The organism is Methanomicrobia archaeon, from assembly GCA_011049045.1.
Taxonomy (GTDB): Archaea; Halobacteriota; Syntropharchaeia; order Alkanophagales; family Methanospirareceae; genus JACGMN01.
In genome coordinates this window covers 25,883-45,165 of the sequence record DSCO01000022.1, presented here as the reverse complement: position 1 = coordinate 45,165, position 19,283 = coordinate 25,883, and the positions used below count along the sequence as shown (strand labels likewise).

General features: G+C 58.7%; 20 protein-coding genes. 15 read left to right on the top strand and 5 right to left on the bottom strand.

Annotation, left to right across the window (positions count from 1 at the left end; translation table 11 throughout):
* Nucleotides 1–24: 24 nt before the first annotated feature.
* Together ENN68_02095 and ENN68_02090 are read right to left on the bottom strand one after the other, a co-directional pair.
* Nucleotides 25–603 (bottom strand): HEAT repeat domain-containing protein, encoded by a 579-nt coding sequence (locus tag ENN68_02095; GenBank protein HDS44882.1) that lies wholly within the window; start codon nt 601–603, stop codon nt 25–27.
* A 21-nt stretch (nt 604–624) separates the two neighbouring features.
* The gene (locus tag ENN68_02090; GenBank protein HDS44881.1) at nt 625–1,047 is read right to left on the bottom strand and encodes a hypothetical protein; all 423 of its coding nucleotides are present in this window, start codon (nt 1,045–1,047) and stop codon (nt 625–627) included.
* A gap of 179 nt (nt 1,048–1,226) precedes the next feature.
* On the opposite strand from ENN68_02090, the gene ENN68_02085 reads away from it, so the two are divergent.
* Both ENN68_02085 and ENN68_02080 read left to right on the top strand, forming a co-directional pair.
* Nucleotides 1,227–2,069, top strand: a complete 843-nt coding sequence (locus ENN68_02085; GenBank protein HDS44880.1) for a glutaminyl-peptide cyclotransferase — start codon at nt 1,227–1,229, stop codon at nt 2,067–2,069.
* 62 nt (nt 2,070–2,131) lie between these two features.
* Nucleotides 2,132–3,298: an amino acid ABC transporter substrate-binding protein gene (locus ENN68_02080; protein ID HDS44879.1), complete on the top strand. Its 1,167-nt coding sequence runs from the start codon at nt 2,132–2,134 to the stop codon at nt 3,296–3,298.
* Between the two features lie 51 nt (nt 3,299–3,349).
* Here the strand turns inward: ENN68_02080 and ENN68_02075 are convergent, their stop codons facing one another.
* Nucleotides 3,350–5,098 carry an aldehyde ferredoxin oxidoreductase gene (locus tag ENN68_02075; GenBank protein HDS44878.1) on the bottom strand — a complete coding sequence of 583 codons (1,749 nt, stop codon included), beginning with the start codon at nt 5,096–5,098 and terminating at the stop codon, nt 3,350–3,352.
* 555 nt (nt 5,099–5,653) lie between these two features.
* Between ENN68_02075 and hypA the strand changes: the two genes are divergently transcribed.
* Together hypA and ENN68_02065 are read left to right on the top strand one after the other, a co-directional pair.
* Complete coding sequence (gene hypA / locus ENN68_02070) at nt 5,654–6,061, top strand: hydrogenase nickel incorporation protein HypA (GenBank protein ID HDS44877.1); 408 nt, start codon at nt 5,654–5,656, stop codon at nt 6,059–6,061.
* Between the two features lie 21 nt (nt 6,062–6,082).
* The gene (locus ENN68_02065) at nt 6,083–6,826 is read left to right on the top strand and encodes an ATP-binding protein (GenBank protein HDS44876.1); all 744 of its coding nucleotides are present in this window, start codon (nt 6,083–6,085) and stop codon (nt 6,824–6,826) included.
* 99 nt (nt 6,827–6,925) lie between these two features.
* On the opposite strand, the gene hypE is transcribed toward ENN68_02065, so the two are convergent.
* Nucleotides 6,926–8,014, bottom strand: coding sequence for a hydrogenase expression/formation protein HypE (gene hypE / locus ENN68_02060; GenBank protein HDS44875.1), 1,089 nt, complete (start codon nt 8,012–8,014; stop codon nt 6,926–6,928).
* Between the two features lie 72 nt (nt 8,015–8,086).
* Between hypE and rdgB the strand changes: the two genes are divergently transcribed.
* The 9 genes from rdgB to phoU all read left to right on the top strand — a co-directional run bounded on the left by rdgB (nt 8,087) and on the right by phoU (nt 15,900).
* Nucleotides 8,087–8,662, top strand: a complete 576-nt coding sequence (gene rdgB / locus ENN68_02055) for an RdgB/HAM1 family non-canonical purine NTP pyrophosphatase (protein ID HDS44874.1) — start codon at nt 8,087–8,089, stop codon at nt 8,660–8,662.
* 121 nt (nt 8,663–8,783) lie between these two features.
* On the top strand, nt 8,784–9,590 hold the full coding sequence (locus tag ENN68_02050) for a DUF47 family protein (GenBank protein ID HDS44873.1): 807 nt from the start codon (nt 8,784–8,786) through the stop codon (nt 9,588–9,590).
* A 4-nt stretch (nt 9,591–9,594) separates the two neighbouring features.
* On the top strand, nt 9,595–10,629 hold the full coding sequence (locus ENN68_02045; protein HDS44872.1) for an inorganic phosphate transporter: 1,035 nt from the start codon (nt 9,595–9,597) through the stop codon (nt 10,627–10,629).
* A 133-nt stretch (nt 10,630–10,762) separates the two neighbouring features.
* Entirely contained in the window at nt 10,763–11,791 is a 1,029-nt protein-coding gene (locus ENN68_02040) for a phosphate ABC transporter substrate-binding protein (protein HDS44871.1), read from the top strand.
* 146 nt (nt 11,792–11,937) lie between these two features.
* Nucleotides 11,938–12,690, top strand: a complete 753-nt coding sequence (locus ENN68_02035) for a metallophosphoesterase (GenBank protein HDS44870.1) — start codon at nt 11,938–11,940, stop codon at nt 12,688–12,690.
* Nucleotides 12,691–12,727: 37 nt separating this feature from the next.
* Complete coding sequence (gene pstC, locus ENN68_02030; protein HDS44869.1) at nt 12,728–13,603, top strand: phosphate ABC transporter permease subunit PstC; 876 nt, start codon at nt 12,728–12,730, stop codon at nt 13,601–13,603.
* Complete coding sequence (gene pstA / locus ENN68_02025) at nt 13,600–14,451, top strand: phosphate ABC transporter permease PstA (protein ID HDS44868.1); 852 nt, start codon at nt 13,600–13,602, stop codon at nt 14,449–14,451. Before pstC ends, pstA begins: the two co-directional genes overlap by 4 nt.
* 34 nt (nt 14,452–14,485) lie before the next feature.
* Complete coding sequence (gene pstB / locus ENN68_02020; protein ID HDS44867.1) at nt 14,486–15,235, top strand: phosphate ABC transporter ATP-binding protein; 750 nt, start codon at nt 14,486–14,488, stop codon at nt 15,233–15,235.
* 8 nt (nt 15,236–15,243) lie between these two features.
* The gene (phoU, locus tag ENN68_02015; GenBank protein HDS44866.1) at nt 15,244–15,900 is read left to right on the top strand and encodes a phosphate signaling complex protein PhoU; all 657 of its coding nucleotides are present in this window, start codon (nt 15,244–15,246) and stop codon (nt 15,898–15,900) included.
* A 26-nt stretch (nt 15,901–15,926) separates the two neighbouring features.
* Here phoU and ENN68_02010 read toward each other — a convergent pair whose 3' ends face one another.
* On the bottom strand, nt 15,927–16,457 hold the full coding sequence (locus tag ENN68_02010) for a helix-turn-helix domain-containing protein (GenBank protein HDS44865.1): 531 nt from the start codon (nt 16,455–16,457) through the stop codon (nt 15,927–15,929).
* A gap of 197 nt (nt 16,458–16,654) precedes the next feature.
* Here ENN68_02010 and ENN68_02005 point away from each other — a divergent pair, with 197 nt between their 5' ends.
* Entirely contained in the window at nt 16,655–17,932 is a 1,278-nt protein-coding gene (locus ENN68_02005) for a methanogenesis marker 16 metalloprotein (GenBank protein ID HDS44864.1), read from the top strand.
* Nucleotides 17,933–17,944: 12 nt separating this feature from the next.
* Nucleotides 17,945–19,228 carry a cysteate synthase gene (locus tag ENN68_02000; protein HDS44863.1) on the top strand — a complete coding sequence of 428 codons (1,284 nt, stop codon included), beginning with the start codon at nt 17,945–17,947 and terminating at the stop codon, nt 19,226–19,228.
* The last annotated feature ends 55 nt before the right edge of the window (nt 19,229–19,283 follow it).

Genomic DNA, 19,283 nt, shown 5'->3' with positions numbered 1-19,283 from the left:
CAATGGACGTATCGAAAAGCCTTTTCAGCCTTGACGCTCGCTGAGCCGTGCCTTTTGACGTGCCTGCTCATACAGTTCCCGATACTGCCGGAAATGCTCACGGCCGTCATCCGTCAGGCGTGATTCGTAATCCTCCAGTGCCGCAGTCACCCGATGCTCGTTCAAGACCGCGAACACGGCAAGCGACCGCGCTGCCTGGTGTCGTACACTCGAATCGGGGTCGGAGAGCGCATGAATAAGCGGCTCGAGCGCCGTTAAATCTCTGAGCGCGCCAAGCGCCCATGCAACTTGCTCACGCACGTCACCACAATCGTCTTTTAGCGCGTGCAGTAGCGGTGCAACTGCCCGGGGATCGCCGATATTACCGAGCGCCCATGCAGCTTTACGACGAACGTCCCACCGGTCGTTCGTGAGCGCGCGAATGAGTGGCCGGACCGCGGCCTCGCCGAGGTTGCCGAGCGCATAGGCCGCCCGCCGCCGCACATCCCAGTCCTCATCGGTCAAGGCCCGCATCAGCTCGCCAACACGCTGCTCGCGCGTTTTTGTGCCTTTACGGGTCGTCGAGTCGTCATCCAAACGGTTATTCTCCTCGTTCTGAGCCATTGCCCCTCCTTAGTTCATCAATCATCGTACATACAGATCAACGCGCAGCCGCTTAACAAAGGCGGTGCAGAAATTCGGCTGCCCCTGCATCAGATCATCCTGAAGGCTCTCGATGATCTCCTCCGCAAGCTCGCTATTTCGATGTGCCGCAACCGAAAAGAGGTGGTTCTGGAATACGAGCTCGAACATTTCCGCACCCTGCTTGATGGTGAACGAAACGCGCTTCCCAGCCTTTAAATCGTCTTCAACACGCTGTAAGAGCTCATCCGTCAACGTAAGCGCGTACCCGGGCTCAGGATTGATCGTGGTCTCACCGGAGAGGATCCTTTTAATGAGAAACGGTGCACATCCTTCAGTCCGTATCGCCTTTCGGCTCGTCCAGTAGAAGCACCAGATCAATTTCCGGCGTACCGCCATGTTAAGATCAATGCTGAGCGACTGCATAGTTCACGCCCGATTCACACTCATCACTACGAATATTACTAGTGCGATCGTCCTTGATAATTGTTCGCATAGTCCGTCTGGAGAGCGAAAGCGTTACTACTGCGTACGGCTATAAGCCTGATTGATGTCCCGTGGAACTGAAGACCGAGACGAGATACGCACTCGGGGTAGTTGGCCTCATCAGCCTGACGGTCGCGCTCGCGGGCGGCTGCGTGGAGCTGGATTCATCGGCGCCTGCACCCGCCGCACCGTCCCGGGAATTACCGGTTCAGTATGGCTACCGGATCGTTAGCATTTACCCGCACGATCCCGCAGCCTTCACTGAAGGCCTCGTTTACGAGAACGGGTACTTCTATGAAGGTACCGGTAGGCGCGGTGAATCGCGACTGCGAAAGGTCGTTCCGGAAACCGGGGAAAGCATTCAAGAACATCAACTGCCCGCGGAGTACTTCGGGGAGGGCATTACCCTCTGGAACGATACTCTTATTCAGCTCACCTACCAATCACGGATCGGCTTCGTCTATGATAAAGAGACGTTTCAGCTCCGGCGCACGTTCTCCTACCTCACCGAGGGCTGGGGGCTCACGCACGACGACCGGTACCTGATCATGAGTGACGGCACGGCGACGCTCCATTTCCTGGATCCCGAGACCTTCAGGGAGGTCAAGCAGCTTGAGGTCCGTGATAACGACGACAGACCGGTACCGCAGCTCAACGAGCTCGAATTCGTCAGGGGCACCATCTACGCGAACGTGTGGCCGAGCAATCGCATCGTGATGATCGCGCCGGAAAGCGGTCAGGTAGTAGGCTGGATAGACCTCACCGGGCTCCTGAGCGCGGAGGATCGATTGCAGCCCGTTGATGTGCTCAACGGGATTGCATACGACGAATCAACCGATCGGCTCTTCGTCACCGGCAAGTACTGGCCGAAGCTCTTCGAGATCACGCTCGAGGGCAAGATACCCGAGGTCACAACGCCAAAGGCTATTTATCTACCTGCAGGTAACGGAAAAGATGAGTGAGTCCCATGGAGAAGACCTATCGCAACCAATTACTGCTCGGGATTGTGGTCTTTCTCGTACTGATGGTCGTTGCGGTCGTCAGCATCGAGCTGATCGGCAAGCGATTTGCACGTGACGGCGAAGTAGACGCAGACATACCCGTAAAAATCGGCGCGATCTACAACCTGGCGGGCGCGCAATCCTCGCTTGATACACCCTCGGCCAATGGCGCGCAGCTCGCGGTAAAGGAGCTGAATGCGCGGGGTGGCATACATGGCCGCGAGCTTCTGCTGGTACTCTATGACGGAAAGACTGACCCCCGCACCATTGCGGAGTGCGCCCATCGCCTGATCGACACGGATCAGGTCTGCGCGATCATCGGGTTCAGCGATACCGACATGGTGCTCGCCGCCGCGCCGATTGCGGCCGACGCGAAAACCGTCTTCATCACGTCGGGCGCCACCTCGCCGAAACTGCCCGGGGCCGTGCCGGAGTATCTCTTCCTCGCCTGCTTCGGTGATAATGTGCAAGCCGCGGCGGGTGCGGAATATGCCTGTGAGTACCGGGGCTTGAAGACCGCGTACCTGCTGGTAGGCGAGGACAGGGAATACACGCGCCTCTTAGCCGCGTATTTCAGGGCACGATATACCGAACTGGGTGGTACCATTCTGCGGGAAGATTCCTTCACGGGCGGCACCCTGAACTTTTCAGCGCAGATCGCGGCATTAAAAGCGCTAAACCCCGCGCCTGAGCTGCTCTATATCGCATCCGGGCCCGATGAGATCGGCAGGATTGTGAAACAGTTCCGGGACGCGGGGATCACACAGCCGATCTTCGGTGGCGATGCGTACGATACGCCGGAACTGGTGCGGATCGCGGGCGCGGAGACGAGCGAGGTTTATTTCACGACACACGCGCTGCTCGACGAAGACACGGGCACTGATCGTGCCAGAGCGTTTATCGCTGCGTACCGTACGGAATACGGCGTTGAGCCGGAAAACGCATTCGCCGCACTGGGGTACGACACCGTGATGCTCCTGGCCGACGCGATCGATCGCGCCGGCTCGGACGACCCCGCGGCGATCCTGGGGGCACTCGCGGCAACGAAGGACTGGGAAGGCGTTACCGGCTCGATCAGCTACGAGCCAGGGAGTAGAATACCGACAAAGGGCGTGACGATCGTGTCCGTGATGAACGGAACATTCACGTACTCTGAGACGGTCGTGCCGGAGCAGGTGCCCGCGCCGTAGCGCTGAACTTCGGTGTGCTTGATTGAGTGCGCAGATCCGCGCGCTGAGTCGTCATGAGCGTTCCAGCTCTGCCAGTCCCAATCGGTTCAGCGTCCGTTCAGTGGGCACGCCATTATCGTCCCAGCCACGCAGGCGATAGTATTCGGTGCGTGTCTTCAGGAACTCCGCGCGATCAACGATGCGCCCATTCGCCGGTACGGTAAAGAACCGCTCGGGCAGCGTATCATCCGCATCGGTAAACCCTTCACGCAGATTATACAGCCGCTCCAGGTTCCAGATCCGCTCGCCAATCTGCATGAGGTCTTCCGAGGTGAACTTCACGCCGGTCACAGCACTCACGATATTCGCGTACTCCTCCTCACCGGCACCGAAGAACGCGAATTTGCAGACCACGAGCGAATCAACCGCGGCGAAGCGGTCCTGGAAGATCTTTGCGTGCCCCGCCTTGCCCGCTAGCGTATACGGGTCAATCGCTTTCGGCTTCCTCAGGATCTCCGGCGCGACGAGGTACGCTCGCGTATGGCATCCGCCTCGATTAGAGGTGGCGTAGCTGAATCCCAGCCCTTTCACGCCCCGCGGATCGTACGCAGGGAGCTCAAGCCCCTTTACCTGCATCGCTGCCTCAGGACGACCTTCTGAGGCCGCGAACCGTTTCGTACCGCGCCCCAATCGCGCGCCTATACCCGCTTGCTCACCGATCTGCGCGGTGAGCGCTACCAGTTCGTGTCCTGCAATACCTGCGTTTCGTAACTCCGCGTAACAGCCCAGAACGCCGGCGACCGAGATGGTATCCAGGCCGTAGTCATTACAGAGCCGGTTCGCCTCAACGATCGCGTCGTAATCAGGATTCTGGATATTCGCGCCCATCAGCCCGATGGTCTCGTATTCCGGCAGTTCAGTACCCGTGCCATCTTCGCGCTTGCAGGCAATGGGGCAGGAATAGCAGGCGGCTCTGCGGGGCGAATACCGCCGCTCGATCATCGTGGCAAAGAAGGGGCGGGGATCGAATGCCTGGTGGTCGAGCGCGCGGAAATTCGCCACTGGCAGGATCTTCATCCAGCTCGTGATCTTGACCAGGAAGGGCGTACCGAAGACCGCGAGGCCCTTGGTAATCGTCGGGCTCGCCACCAGGAGCCGGTTGATCGTTTGCTTCTGCCGTTCGAATTCATCAGCGTCACAGACGTCCACGCTGCCGGTGCCGTTAACAACGACTGCTTTCAGGTTCTTTGAGCCCATGACCGCACCCACGCCGCCACGACCAAACGCGTGTTTCTTATCCGCAATAATGGCTGCTAAGAGCACCTGCCGCTCGCCCGCTTTACCGATACAGGCGACACTACCCCGGAGCGAGAGCAGACGCGTGGTCTCCTTCACGTTCGTGCCCCAGAGCGCTCCCGCAGGCTGCAGGTCCACGCGATCGTCTTCTATCACCAGTACCACCGGCTCGGGCGAGCGCCCGGTAATAACAACCGCATCATACCCCGCGCGCTTCAACGCAGGTCCGAATGAGCCACCACAGTTCGAATCGAAGATCGTCCCGGTTAAGGGCGATTTCGTGGCGAGGGAGACGCGACCCGAGGCCGGTGTTCTGGTGCCCGTCAACGGCCCCGCGGCAAAGACCAGCGGATTCGCCGGCGAAAGCGCATCAGCACGGCCCGCATCGTACACGAATCTAGCACCGAGCCCGCGACCGCCGAGAAACGCGGTGAGCACTGAATCGTCGGGCACGACGGTCTGTACTGCACCGGTTGAGAGGTCAATGCGCATGATTCGGCCCTGCCAGCCGTATCCGGGACTCATGTTATCGTTAGTTAGATTCAACCGCAAGTGAAATAGGTGTTATCGTTGCCCGGGAGATAAAACGCGCTCAAAAACACTCGACGGCTTATCCAACCTTTTGGGGATGAAAGCGGTATCGCTTGACGCTTCTCGATCCGAGCTTGAATAGCCCGGTCGCGGAAGAGCGCCGAAGAGTGCTGCTCGGGCGTGATCGTGATCGTAACGTTTAAATAGCAGGTGCGCCAATCACTTTCCGATAAAGAACATGGCAATTTGGTACTATTGTTACACCTGCGGGGCGCCTTTGAACAATAAGGGTAATTGCAGCTCCTGCGACAAACCACCCAAGGATTGCAAGTGTGGACCGACACCGCACAAAGATAAACCCGAGGGTTAACTTTCGCTCCCGGGGCCGCCTTCGCGAAGACCGCAGGATAGATCGTGAGTTCGTCCGTATAACTACTACTGGAGCTGGTATCCCGCATTGCTATTGCTACCAGTGCGCTCGCCGCGATACAGAATCGAGCTACTTAACTCTCTGGGCTACAGTACTAACCACCAGAAGGGCTCTGAACGATGCACGAATGGGCGCTGGCAGAGGCGGTCATTGAGGCTGCCGTTGCAGATGCACGGAAAGAAGGGATGACCGAGATCACGGAGATCACCGTGCGGATCGGTGAGCTGCAGCAGATAGAGCTCGACCCGTTCACCTTTGCGCTGGACGAGATCATGAAACTGCACGGGACGCTGCTGCAGAACGCGCAGGTGAAGCTGGAAGACGAGCCGGCGATCTTCACCTGCCGGGTCTGCGGTACCGAATGGCACTATCAGAGATCGGACCTGAACGAAGCAGAGGGCGAAGCGATCCATTTTGCACCGGAAGTGGCGCACGCGTATATGCGCTGCCCGAGCTGTAAGAGCCCTGACTTTGAGGTCGTGCAGGGTCGCGGTGTAACGATCCAGCGGATAAAAGGGCTGAAATAAGTTGAACGAGGAGGCATGACGATGGATCCGCGAGTGAGCGTGGTTGACCGGCGGTTAGCGGGCATAGCGCGGATCATCGCGGTAACCGGTGGCAAAGGCGGTATTGGGAAGAGCCTGACCTCATCGGTGCTCGCACTGACCCTTGCTCAGCGGGGCTACAAGGTCGGACTGCTCGATCTGGACATGTCCGCGCCTTCCGCACACGTGATCCTGGGCATTGACGGCGTCTTCCCGGAGGAGGAGTACGGCATTATGCCGCCCCGGGTGCACGGCATCTCGTTCATGAGCATCTGCTATTTCACGGGTGATGAGCCCGCACCGCTGCGTGGTGAGGATATCACGAACGCGATGCTGGAATTGCTCGCCATTACCCGGTGGGGCGCCCTTGATTTTCTCATCGTTGATATGCCACCCGGCATCGGCGATGCTGCTATGGACGTCATCCGGTGGCTGAAGCGCGCCGAGTTCCTGATCCTCACCACCGGCTCGAAGGTCGCCCTGGTCACGGTGAAGAAGGTCATTCAGCTGCTCCAGGAGCTGCAAAAGCCGCTCATCGGCGTCATCGAGAACATGAAGATGCGGGAGTCCGCACTCGTGCGGGACGAGCTGAGCGCATACAACGTGCCGCTCCTGGGCGCGATCGAGTTCGATATGGAGCTCGAGGATATGATCGGTGATGCGAACGCGTTAGGTAAGAGCACCATGGCCGCGCGACTCACCGAGATCGTCATACACGATCCGCGGTTCAAACTGAGCCAGAGCTGAGTTCTGTTTGTTTCGCCTGGCCTGAGGCCAACGAAGCAACGCACGAGGATCTACCTGTGCACCATTCATTACCGAAAAGCAGCACGGTAGAGCGTACCCTCAACAGATCCGGGGCACGGGATCACCAAGGGGCGTCTCCACGATCCGCATACCACCCACCCGGGTCTTCATCACCACGCCCTTCACAGCGGCGGTCGCCGTGCCGATGATCGCGGCATCTCGACCTTGCTCTGTTTCTCGCAGTGCTGCCAGCACCGCTTCCGCCTGCTCCTTGACCACGCCGAGCACCAGCTTCCCCTCGTTCCCAACCTCCAGCGGATCGATTCCCAGGAGCTCGCAGGCGCTCCGCACCGATTTCCGCACGGGAATCGATGCCTCCTCGATCAGAATGCCGACGTTCGATTTCGCACTGAACTCGTTGAGCAGATTCGCGAGCCCGCCGCGCGTGGGATCCTTCATCGCTACGATACCCCCGACCTCCAGGATCGTCTGGATCGGCTTGTTCAGGGGCGCGATATCAGATTCCAACGCGGTATCGAACTCGAAACCTTCACGGAACGAGAGCAGCGCGACGCCATGATCACCGACATACCCGGAGACGATTATCCTATCGCCCGCGCGCAGATTCGAATCGAGTAACCAGTTGCTGTTGAGCGCACGGTACTTCCGTACCTCCGCGAGATTGCGCTCCAGCGCGGCCGTTCGCCGGCCGATCGCGGAGGTGTTCACCACCAGCTGCTCCACCGCCCCCCGCTCCACTACTTTCGTATCGCCCGTGACGACCGCGACCTCAGCCGCCTCGCACGTATGCTTCATGCTCGCTAACACCCGCTCGAAGTCGTGCATCGGGAACCCCTCCTCGATCACGAAGGCGACCGAGAGCCCAAGCGGTTGCGCACCCATGACCGAGATGTCGTTCACCGTACCGGCGACCGCAAGAGACCCGATATCACCGCCCGGGAAGAAGAGCGGCTTCACGGTGTGCGAATCGGTCGTAAAGACGATATCAGCAACCACTGCGGAATCGTCCAGCGCCTGTAACGGCACCTCGATCATGCTCCTTATACCGCCGTCACCGCTGTTCGCCGTGAACGAGAAGTTGAAATAGCTGAGCACGAGCTTGAGCAACTCGTGCATCCCCTCGCCACCTGCACCGTGCTCAAGTTTGATACTGCTGCCAATGGTCATGTGCTCGTTGGGGGGCGCTGCTCTGGGTATATCTTTATCGCGGGAGCATATTAAGCAAAGCAGTGAATAGCCATGGGCAAGAGAAGAAAGGTGCTCTTCATTACCGCCAATGCGCACAAGGTGCAGGAGATACAGGAGCTGGCGGCAGCCGAATCGCGAGCGATCACGATCGAGCATCTCGATTACGACTATCCCGAGCTGCAGCTCGATACCCTCGAGGAGGTGGCGCGGGAGAGTGCGACCTACATCCAGAACCGGATCACGATCAAGCGGCCCTTCTTCCTCGAAGATTCCGGACTCCACATACCCGTCTTGAACGGCTTCCCCGGCCCTTTTTCCGCATTCGTATTCCGGACGATCGGGAACGAGGGGATCGTGCGGTTGATGGCGGGCCAAACGGGTGAAGCCCGCACCGCAACCTTTAAGACCGTGGTCGCTTACTGTGCATCACGAACCGCGACGCCGCTGCTCTTCGTCGGTGCCGTTAACGGTCGTATAGCGGAAACGGCGAGAGGCACGAACGGCTTCGGCTATGACCCGCTCTTCGAGATCAGCGGTAAGACCTTCGCCGAGATGAGCCGCGCAGAGAAGAATGAGCGCTCGCACCGGAGCCGCGCATTCATGAAGTTCCTGGCCCATATCGCGTAGCACCGTGAGCCGGTCGCAGAGAAAAAACGGAGTAAGCGGTATATATTACGTATTCTATATACGCTATATATAGGAATTTCGAAAGGCTTAAATACCCCCCACGCTTTTGTTACTGCGAGGGATGACACGAGGTGAAGCGCGGAAGCGGTTTGCCGCACTAATCGCCCGGCAAGCCGAAACTCGTAGCCCTGCCGCCACCCTTCTGGCTCACTACTTGCTGCTCGGTTCCGTCTTGCACAGCATGTCTGTCTTCCTCCCGCACGAGAAGAAATTCTTCTCACTCTTCGAGGAGCTCGCGGATACCGCGGTGGAAGCCGCACAACTGATGCTGGATTTGAGTGCTGACGCTCAACCGGAGGGATCCCTTTCACTGAGCCATGACGCGCGCAGGTCCAACCTCATGGAAGTCCGCGAGCGGCTCAAGATCATTGAGCAGGAAGGTGACGCTATTGTGCACCAGATCATTCAGGGGCTCTTTCATGATCACACGCGGGTCACGGAGGAGAAGGGCGACATCCGCTATTTCGCGCATAATCTTGACAACGTGATCGACGGCGTGGAGAAGGCCGTTGCGCGATTGGCATTTACACCGCACCCGAGCATTCCCGAACCCGTGAGTGAGTTCGCGCCCATCATTCTGAAGACCGCGAACGAGATAAAGAAGGCCGTGTGCTGTTTACGGTCCATCCGACGCAGTGAAGTAACGCTGGAGGAGTGCTGCATACGCATCAATGAATTGGAGAATATTGCGGACCGGGTAAATCGCAAATGGGTCAAACGCCTGATGACCACGCCGACGGAGAGTTCGAACGAGGTGCTCGAGCGGCTGCTGATCAAGGAGATCGTGGATATCCTGGAAGATACTATGGATAACTGCGAGGACGTGGCGAATATCCTGGAGACCTTCCGCTTGAAAGGCGGCATCTGATCTGATGGCCTCGGCAGTCGCGTATGTCAGTATCATCATATTCCTTGCGCTGCTCTACAACTTCCTGAATGGTGCGAACGACAGCGCGAATGCGATCGCCACGGTGATCGCAACGAAAGCGTTGACCCCGCTCAAGGCGTTAATGCTCGCGAGTGTCTTCAACCTCATTGGCGCGTTCGCGTTCACCGCGGTGGCGCAGACGATCGGGAAAGGGATCGTCTCGATCACCGACCTGGCCACGGAGGTCTTCTTCCTCGTGCTCATCTGCGGCTTACTCGGCGCGATCATCTGGACCTATCTCTGTACCATGAGCGGGATACCGATCAGCGTGACGCATGCGCTGGTCGGCGCGATCATGGGTGCGGGCCTTGTCGCGGGTGGCACGCGCGTGATCAGATGGGAGATCCTCACGGAGAAGGTCTTCCTTGCGATCGCGCTCGGCCCCTTTGCGGGCTTTGTTGCCGGGGCGCTGATCTTTGCGGTGGTCAGCTGGGTGCTCTTTCTCGCCTTTAAAGGCACTCCGACACCCGTAGTGGCGCGATTCTTTCGCAAGCTCCAGCCCATCTCCGCGTCCTTCATGTCCTTCAGCCACGGCATGAACGATACGCAGAATGCGATGGGCGTGATCAGTGCTGCTCTGATCGCCGCGGGGTTCCTCGCCGCACCGCCCGGAGAGCCGTTTCCCGTGCCCTGGTGGGTGCGAATCGCCTGTGGCGTCATCATGGCGCTCGGCACACTGCTCATGGGCTCGCGGGTGATCCAAACAATGGGCATGCGCTTGACGAAGCTGGAGCCGCGGCACGGGTTCTCGGCAGAAGCGGGTGCCGGACTCGCCCTGTTCGCCGTGAGTTTAGCGGGCATGCCGGTGAGCACGACGCACGTCATGGGTTCCTCAGTGATCGGGGGATCGTTCTTCCAGAGTCTGAGCCGGATCCGGTGGCCCGAAGTTGGCCGCATGGTAACCGCGTGGGTGATCACCCTCCCCCTGGCTGCACTCATCGGCGGCCTCGCCTACGGGCTGCTTGATGCTCTTCTATAACGGGGAGGAATGAAGGAACAAGCGCGGCGGGGGTTCGTGCCCGTTTTTCTATTTATATTTATACTTTTTGTACAGTCTTTAGGAGATATTTATATATCCCTGCGATTTAATATGTATCCAGGTGATACAAAGAATGAAAAAAGAGGTGATAACGCAGATGAGAAAAACGAAGGCGATAGCACTTGCGGCACTCGTCCTTCTGGCGCTGGGTGCCGGGCTCATGCCCGCGATCGACGCCGCGATCCCCACCGGGCTCGCCGGTTCGCTCACCATCGCCGGCTCGACCACCCTGCTCCCCATCAACCAGGAGTGTGCGCGGCTGCTCATGGACGCGAATCGTGACCTGCGGATCTCCGTCTCCGGCGGCGGATCCGGTCACGGCGTTAAGGCCGTCGGCGCGGGCGAGATCGATATCGGCGCGGCATCACGAGACATCAAGCCCGCGGAGCTGGTGCAGTATCCCGATCTGAAGCCGGTGGCCATCGGCACGGACAGCGTGGCTGTCGTCGTGCATCCCAGCAACGCGGTCAGCGACCTGACACTGGAACAGGTGGCGCGGATCTTCAGCGGTCAGATCACGAACTGGAAAGACGTGGGCGGCGCTGATGCTGAGATCCGGGTGATCACGCGGGAAGAAGGTTCCGGGACGCGCGAGACCTTCGAGACGTATGTGATGGCACCCCTTGCCCTGGACATTGCGGCTCGGGCATCGGTGAAGTCCTCGAACGGCGAGGTACGGGCAACCCTCAAAAGCGACGCCAGGAGCATCGGGTATCTCTCACTCGGTTACGTCGACGCTTCAATGAAGGCGCTTGGCATCGGCGGCATTGCGGCAACCGTCGAGAACGTTGTCGCGGGGGACTATCCGATCCAGCGGAGTCTGTATCTCATCACGAAGGGCGAGCCGGACGTGCTTGCGCAGGCGTTTCTTGAGTTCGTGCTGAGCAGTGAAGGGCAAGCGGTCGTCGAGGATATGGGCTACATCAAGGTGCGTGGGGCTGCTACGCCAACACCGACGCCCGCTCCGAGCACAACACCGTTCGCACCGGCAACAGCGGCACCAACGCCGACGCCGGAAGCGCCCGGCTTCGAGACGATAGCCGCCGTTGCGGGACTGCTGGCCGTAACGTATCTTGCACACCGCCGTATGAAGCGTGCGTAAAGCGTGCCGAACTGGAGAAAGAAAACCGAAAAAGAGGATGCCGTGAAGGATAGAGGTGCTTTTTTTTTCACCCCCTATTTTTGCTATTTTTTTGATAACCGTGTAGAGTAAGTGAAGCGAGTAACGGAGAAAGAGGAGATGGAACCATGAAGATTGCGCACATCTCGGATATCCATGCTGCGGAGGCCCATTTCCTGCCTGAAGTGGCGGAGAACGTGATCGCGAAGCTGCATGCACTCGCGCCTGAAATCCTGGTTGTTACCGGTGATCTGACCGATGCGGGCTATCCGCACGAATTCGAGCGCGCGCGCAGGTTCATCGAGCGTATTGCGTGCGACATCTCAGTGGTTATCCCCGGGAATCATGACGTGCGGAACGTGGGCTATCTGGGGTTTGAAGCGAGCTTCGGACCGCGGTCGAAGGTCGAGCGTCACTGTGGTGTGACCCTTGTAGGGCTCGATTCCACCCAGCCGGACCTCGATGATGGCCATGTGGGCCGGGATAAGTACGAATGGCTCGAGCAGTGTCTCACCCACCACCCGGACGACCTCACCGTGGTTGCACTCCATCACCACGTGCTACCCGTGCCGAAGACCGGTCGTGAACGGAACATCCTCACTGACGCGGGCGATATGCTCGACATATTGATGCGCTGTCACGTGGATCTTGTCCTCTGTGGGCACCGGCACGTGCCCTGGGTATGGAACCTGAACGGGATGGTCATCGCCAATGCGGGCACGGCATGCTCGAATCGGGTGAAATGGCAGATCCCGCAATCATTCAACCTCATCGAGCTGGACGACGACCGGAAAAAGGGCGTGCTCGAGATCTTCCGGATCTCTGCTCGTGGCGAACAGGAGCTGGTCTTTTCGACGCGACACAAGGAGGAGGGCACGTAAGATGGGTGCGCAGGAGCAGATCCCGCGCAGGAGATTTATGACGCTCAACGGGAGCGCGCTCGAGTGGCTAATCGAGAAAGTGCTCTTCGCCTGCGCGCTCTCTTCTATCCTTATCGTGCTTTTTATCATCTTTTTTATCTTTAAGGAGGGCTTTCCGGCCCTCGCGCTGGGCACCGAGTTCTTCTTCGGGATGACCTGGTGGCCTTCCCGTGGCCTCTTTGGGATCGTGCCGACGGTGGTGAGCACCTTCATCGTGGGTATCGGCGCTCTGGGCATCGCCGCGCTTATCGGGATACCGACCGCGATCTATCTGGCGGAATTCGCGCCTGAATGGATGCGGAATATCATCAAGCCGAGCGTCGAGATGCTGGTGGGCATACCCTCGATCGTGCTCGGGTTCTTCGGCTTGATGGTGCTCGTGGTCGCGATCAGGGACAACCTCGGAGGCTACGGCGAGTGTATCCTCGCGGGTTGGTTGATCCTCGCGGTGATGACGCTCCCACACGTTATCAGCATCTCTGAGGACGCGATCCGTGCAGTGCCGAAGGCTTATAAGGAAGCTTCGCTCGGGCTCGGCGCGACCCAATTACAGACCATCAGAAAGGTGATCCTGCCCCATGCGAAGTCCGGCATCCTGGCCTCACTGATGCTCGGCATGGGGAACGCGATCGGCGAGACCATGGCGGTCCTCATGGTGATCGGTAACCCGAATATCCCCGGTATACCCACGAGCGTGCTGGACTCGGTGCGCGTGCTCACCTCTACGATCGTGATCGAGCATGCCTATGTTGATTGGGGTTCGATGCACCAGCATGCGCTCTTCGCGCTCGGCGCGGTCCTCTTCTTCATCGTCGCGATCCTCAATCTGATCACCACCGCGATCATCCGGAAAGGTATGAGGAAGACCAGATGAGAATAGAAACGGAAGAAAAACTGGTGAAGGCCGGATTGAGCGCAACGGCGCTTATCTCCGTCTTCGTGCTCTTCATCGTCGTGCTCTATATCTTCCTCAATGGGATCGGGGCAATCAGTCCCGAGTTCTTGCGTGAAGCTCCTTACCGGTTTGAATACGGCGGCATCTTTCCCCAGATCATCGGCTCACTCTGCCTGGTCGGGGTCTGCCTCCTCTTTGCCGTACCCCTGGGCTTAGCGTCCGCGATCTACCTCGCGGAGTACGCACCTGACAACATGATCACCAGCAGCGTGCGCTTCTTTGTGGAATGCCTGGCCGGTGTACCCTCTATCGTGATCGGGCTCTTCGGGCTGGCGTTCCTCGTCTACTACCTGGGCATCGGCGTTTCCCTGCTCGCCGGCGGGCTGGCACTCGGGTTCATGATCCTGCCGTGGACGGTGCGCGCGAGCGAAGAAGCGATAAAGACCGTGCCGCAGGCGTATCGAGAAGCGTCACTGGCGCTCGGCGTGACGAAATGGAAGACCATTTGGCATGTTGTCCTGAAGAGCGCATACCCCGGGATCATCACGGGGATACTCCTGGGCATGGGCAAGGCGATCGGGGAGACTGCGGTCGTGCTCTTAACCGCGGGCTCGGGCCTGGAATCATTCCTCCCCCGGTCGTTACGCGATCCCGTGGCCTCGCTACCCGTGTATGTCTACATGCTGGCCACCCAGGGCCATACGTCGGAAGCGCTCTCGCGCGCATTCGGCGCCTCACTCGTGCTCATCGCGCTCTTTTTAGCGATCAGTGTCTTTGCGCTCGTGCTCAGGAACCGGTACGTGAAGAAGATGGGCGGGGGGAGGTAGAAGGAAGGCAAGAACGGAAAAGAAGAAGGGAGAAATGAGCAAAATCGAGACGATCGACCTGAATGTCTATTATCGGAACGGCTCAGTGCACGGTTTGAAGAACGTGCAGATGAAGATCGAGGCGAACATGATCACCGCGCTCATCGGCCCCTCGGGCTGTGGTAAGACCACGTTCCTCAGAGCACTGAACCGTATGAACGAGCTGAAAGGCGCGAAGACGACGGGCAAGGTCCTCGTCGACGGGCGGAACATCTATGATCCGAAGGAGGATGTGATCCAGTTGCGGAAGAAGGTGGGCATGGTCTTCCAGCAGCCCAACCCGTTTCCGATGAGCATCTACGATAATATCGCCTACGGCCCGCGGATCCACGGCCAGAAGAGGAACATGGACAGCGTGGTGGAGGAGAGCCTGAAGAAGGCTGCGCTCTGGGACGAGGTCGCGGATCGGTTGGACGAGAACGCATTGGGCTTCTCCGGCGGGCAGCAGCAGCGGCTCTGTATCGCACGCGCCCTGGCGGTCAACCCCGAGATCATCCTCCTGGACGAGCCCTGCTCGGCTCTGGATCCGATCTCGACCGCGCGTATCGAAGAGCTCTTGCAAGAATTGAAGCAAGAATATACCATTGTGATCGTCACGCACAACATGCAGCAGGCCGCTCGTGTCTCTGATTACACCGCGTTCTTCTATATGGGCGAGCTGCTCGAGTGCGGAAAGACCTCGCGGATCTTCGAGCGGCCGGATGATAAGCGCACTGAGGATTATATTACCGGGAGGTATGGCTAGATAGATAGATGAAAGTCAGAAAGGAGTATCTGGATGCGTTGGAGAAGCTCAAAAAAGATACGCTCAAGATGGGCGAGCTCTCGCAGATCGCAGCAAAGAACGCGATCGCCGCGCTGGTCAACCATGATAAGACCCTGGCATCGAACCTGCTCGAAGCGAACAGCGTCATTGATAAAATAGAATTTGAGATTGAGAATCAGTGTATGCGGCTGCTGGCGCTGCAGCAGCCCATGGCTGGTGATCTCAGACTGATCGGTACCTGCCTGAAGATCATCACGGACTTAGATCGGATCAGCGACCTCGCGGGCGATATCGCCGAGATCGTCGTACAAATCGCGGATGAGCCGTATGCGAAACCGCTGATCGATATCCCGCGGATCTCTGAGATCACGCAGGGCATGCTCACCGATTGCCTCGCGGCATTCGAAACGCAGAAGATCGAGCAGTTACAGGATTTCTCGGAACGCGATGACCTGGTCGACGGGCTCTTTGGTCAGATACGGCGCGAGCTGGTCGCGATCATGATCGAGAACCCGCGTGCGATAACGAGCGCGAGCCATCTGATCTTCATCGCACTGCACCAGGAGCGGATCGCGGACCATGCCTGCAATATCGCTTCGCGCATCATTTATATGGTGACGGGTGAGCGGAAAAAGTTGGAGTGACGGAGTACAACCACCGTTCGTCGCGGTCAACTGATCTTCCGCGCTACCAGCTCGAGCGCACGCGTGATACTGGATTTCGGCCTGATCGTGGCCACGGGTATGGTCAGCACTTTCTCGATCGTGGAGCTCACGATCGGTGCGCAGACCAGCGCGGCCGCACCGTCGCGTTCCGCCTGGATCGCACTGATGATCGCCTCCTCGATGCCCGTGACAGCGTACTCCTTGATATCAATGGTCCGGGTGTCCACCGAGATGCTCATCTGCTCGATCTCGTCCAGGACGCTCCGGGTACCCACGATCGCGATGAATTTCTGCTTCGTCTTCGCTTCTACGCCCTCGATCGCTCTGATCGTGTTCAGGATCCTGCGGAAGGTACGCAAGTTCGGATCACGCGCACCGGAGAGGATCTTGTAGAGCGTGCTGGCCGGAATGCCTGAGTGCGCACTGAATTCGCCGACGCTCAGGCCCAGCTTCTGCTTGATCGCCCTGGTCAATGCGGTAGAGAGTGCCTGATCCTGGACAAAGAGCTCGGTAAGCAGCTCATCTGCAGCGGTCATGTCTGCCGTATAGTATAACTTGACGGCACACGTATATCTATCCTTGCCACGATACGATACAACTGGGCATTTGCGTGTCCGAAACGATAACGCGCGGGTGCCGGTACGCTCGTGCCTGCCGCACGGTGATTTTTAGCGCGACGGGTGCAATAGCATATACGGTGAGCGCACAACGGGCGCAGACCAAAAACGATCGTATGGAGAAGCGAAGGACACTAGCGGAAATACGGGAGAACCTAAAGCGTGACAAAGCGGTCGTGATGACCGCTGAGGAGCTCTGCAGCCGTGTGCGGAGCGGTGAGGAGATACGGTTCGAAGATGTTGACGTTGTTACCTCGGCCACCTGTGGCGTCATGAGCGGGACGTATGCGGTTCTTTCGATCCCCGTTGCAGCACACGGCGAATTCGAGCGTGCCACAACGGTTACCCTGAATGGTGTACCGGCCTTTGTCGGGCCTTGCCCCAACGAACGGCTTGGTATCGTTGACCTTATCGTCTACGGGACGTCTCGAAGGGATAGCAGCTACGGTGGTGGGCATCTGTTCCGAGCACTGGTTGCACAGGAGGAGATAGCGGTTGTGGTAGAGACCGCAGATGGCCGGACGCTCGAAACGAGAACGGATCTTGCTCAAATACCGGTTGCACGACTCTGCAGCACGCGGAATGCCTTTAAGAACTATTTCGCATTTGTCAATGCACAGGCGGACGCCGTCGCTTCGATATTCTCAGTGCGCGCCTTGAAAGGGCCGTTCCGAGAGCTGACGTTCTCGGGCTGTGGCGAGTTGAACCCGCTGGAGAAGGATCCGCTCATGGAGACCATCGGTATGGGCACGAAGATCTTGATGAACGGTGCAGAGGGTTTTGTTCTCGGTCAGGGTACCCGGAGTACTGCGGCGAAGCCGAATTTGATGGGTAGTGCGGATATGCACGGGATGCTGCCTGAGTACCTCGGCGGCTTTCGCACTGCCGCGGGGCCGGAGATAAGGACCGCATGGGCCGTGCCCATTCCGATCGTGAACCCGCAGCTGCTGGAGAGGGTAAAGACGCTCGATGAGGCGATACCGCTTGACGTCCTGGACGTTCACACAAGACTGCCGGTCGGTAAGATAACCTATGCGGACGTCTGGCGTGACCGTTCCGTGCGGTTCGAGCGATCGCGCTGTCTCGAATGCGATCAGTGCGAGGTCGCGAACCGGTGCCCGACCGAGGCGTTTGATGCCCGGACGAAAGAACGAGACGAGGGGGTCTGTTGCAACTGCGGTGCATGCGTGCAACTATGCGCCGGGGGCGCTTTTCGCGGTCATCTCGGCGTTGTTACCGTTGCTGGAAAGGAGATTCCCGTTACCTTGCGGCAGTCGGACCGAAAACGGGCGGTAAAATTGGCCGTATTGCTGAAGCAAAAGATCACTGACGGGACGTTCACGCTTACTGAACCGGTGGCACGCTTACCGGGTAGTTACTGCGAATCGAGGTGACATGAACTGAACATGGAAGCAGAGAAATATCAGTTGAAATGTGTGGCAGGTGGCGAAGTCGTTGTGGATCGCTATACGAATACGTGCCCGGAAGGTCACGAGTCGCTGTTACGTACGGTTTACCGCAGGAAGCAGATACGTAAACGGTCCGGGCTGGGGATGTTCAACTATATCGACTGGCTGCCCGTGGACGAGGCGGTACCGACGAATGCGAGTCCGATTACGTACAAAAGCGGGGCCTTCGGACAGGAGCTCGGCTTGAACGAGTTATATATCAGTTTCAGCGGCTACTGGCCTGAGCGCGGGGCGTACCTGAAGACCTGCACGTTCAAGGAGTTGGAGGCGCTGCCGACGGTACAGCGTGTGAAAGAGCGCGCGGGCGGGAAGATCGTGACTGTGGCCTCAGCCGGGAATACATCACGAGCATTTGCTGCGGTCTCTTCTGCAACGGGCATGCCCGTGCTCGCAGTCGTCCCAAGCAGTTCCCTCACGCGGATGTGGACGACCACAGGAAACCACGCGCACATCTTCCTGATCGCGGTGGACGGCGATTACTCAGATGCCATTGCCGTCGGCAAGCAGCTAGCGAAGTTGGAGGGACTCGTCGAGGAGGGCGGTGTGAAGAACGTAGCGCGAAGGGACGGCATGGGCGTGGTCGAGCTCGAAGCCGCATTCGCGATGCGCGGTCTGCCAGCGTTTTATTTCCAGGCGGTGGGCAGTGGCGCGGGCGCGATCGCCGCGTGGGAAGCGTTCGACCGGCTGATTGTAGATGGCCGCTTTGGTGCGCGAATGCCGAGGATCGTGATCGCGCAGAATCTCCCGTTCGCGCCTATGGTCAGTGCCTGGCAGGCTGGTCGAGCGGAGCTCATCGCGGAACTGGATATGAAAGATGCCGAGCAGGCGATTCGGCAGCTGTACGCGGACGTGCTCTCCACGCGGAATCCGCCGTATGCCATTACCGGTGGCGTGTATGATATGCTCTCGAACACTGCGGGGATGACGTACGGAATAACGAACGCCGAGGCACGGGAAGCGGAACGGTTATTCGAGGCTGAGGAGGGGATCGATCTGGATCCTGCAGCAGCCGTGGCGGTTGCATCCTTACTGAAAGCTGTTGCGGAGGGTGTGGTCAAGCGGGAGGACAGGATTTTGCTGAATATCACCGGCGGCGGCTATAAACGGGTGAAGCAGGATTGCACGCTCTATCACATAGAAAAGCGGATGGCGCTCCAGCCCGCTGAATGGAGGTTGGATGACGTAGAAAGAGAGCTCCGGGAGTTTGTTCGGGCTTTGTAGAACATAACACCCTTCGCTCGCAGCGTCGTACATGCCAGGAAAAGCTAAGCGCACT

Excerpts from the sequence above, each read along its gene's own strand:
- ENN68_02095 (HDS44882.1), bottom strand. The coding sequence starts at position 603 with ATGGCTCAGAACGAGGAGAATAACCGTTTGGATGACGACTCGACGACC.
- ENN68_02090 (HDS44881.1), bottom strand. The coding sequence starts at position 1,047 with ATGCAGTCGCTCAGCATTGATCTTAACATGGCGGTACGCCGGAAATTG.
- ENN68_02080 (HDS44879.1), top strand. The coding sequence starts at position 2,132 with ATGGTCGTTGCGGTCGTCAGCATCGAGCTGATCGGCAAGCGATTTGCA.
- ENN68_02075 (HDS44878.1), bottom strand. The coding sequence starts at position 5,098 with ATGAGTCCCGGATACGGCTGGCAGGGCCGAATCATGCGCATTGACCTC.
- hypA (HDS44877.1), top strand. The coding sequence starts at position 5,654 with ATGCACGAATGGGCGCTGGCAGAGGCGGTCATTGAGGCTGCCGTTGCA.
- ENN68_02065 (HDS44876.1), top strand. The coding sequence starts at position 6,083 with ATGGATCCGCGAGTGAGCGTGGTTGACCGGCGGTTAGCGGGCATAGCG.
- hypE (HDS44875.1), bottom strand. The coding sequence starts at position 8,014 with ATGACCATTGGCAGCAGTATCAAACTTGAGCACGGTGCAGGTGGCGAG.
- rdgB (HDS44874.1), top strand. The coding sequence starts at position 8,087 with ATGGGCAAGAGAAGAAAGGTGCTCTTCATTACCGCCAATGCGCACAAG.
- ENN68_02050 (HDS44873.1), top strand. The coding sequence starts at position 8,784 with ATGACACGAGGTGAAGCGCGGAAGCGGTTTGCCGCACTAATCGCCCGG.
- ENN68_02045 (HDS44872.1), top strand. The coding sequence starts at position 9,595 with ATGGCCTCGGCAGTCGCGTATGTCAGTATCATCATATTCCTTGCGCTG.
- ENN68_02040 (HDS44871.1), top strand. The coding sequence starts at position 10,763 with ATGAAAAAAGAGGTGATAACGCAGATGAGAAAAACGAAGGCGATAGCA.
- ENN68_02035 (HDS44870.1), top strand. The coding sequence starts at position 11,938 with ATGAAGATTGCGCACATCTCGGATATCCATGCTGCGGAGGCCCATTTC.
- pstC (HDS44869.1), top strand. The coding sequence starts at position 12,728 with ATGACGCTCAACGGGAGCGCGCTCGAGTGGCTAATCGAGAAAGTGCTC.
- pstA (HDS44868.1), top strand. The coding sequence starts at position 13,600 with ATGAGAATAGAAACGGAAGAAAAACTGGTGAAGGCCGGATTGAGCGCA.
- pstB (HDS44867.1), top strand. The coding sequence starts at position 14,486 with ATGAGCAAAATCGAGACGATCGACCTGAATGTCTATTATCGGAACGGC.
- phoU (HDS44866.1), top strand. The coding sequence starts at position 15,244 with ATGAAAGTCAGAAAGGAGTATCTGGATGCGTTGGAGAAGCTCAAAAAA.
- ENN68_02010 (HDS44865.1), bottom strand. The coding sequence starts at position 16,457 with ATGACCGCTGCAGATGAGCTGCTTACCGAGCTCTTTGTCCAGGATCAG.
- ENN68_02005 (HDS44864.1), top strand. The coding sequence starts at position 16,655 with ATGGAGAAGCGAAGGACACTAGCGGAAATACGGGAGAACCTAAAGCGT.
- ENN68_02000 (HDS44863.1), top strand. The coding sequence starts at position 17,945 with ATGGAAGCAGAGAAATATCAGTTGAAATGTGTGGCAGGTGGCGAAGTC.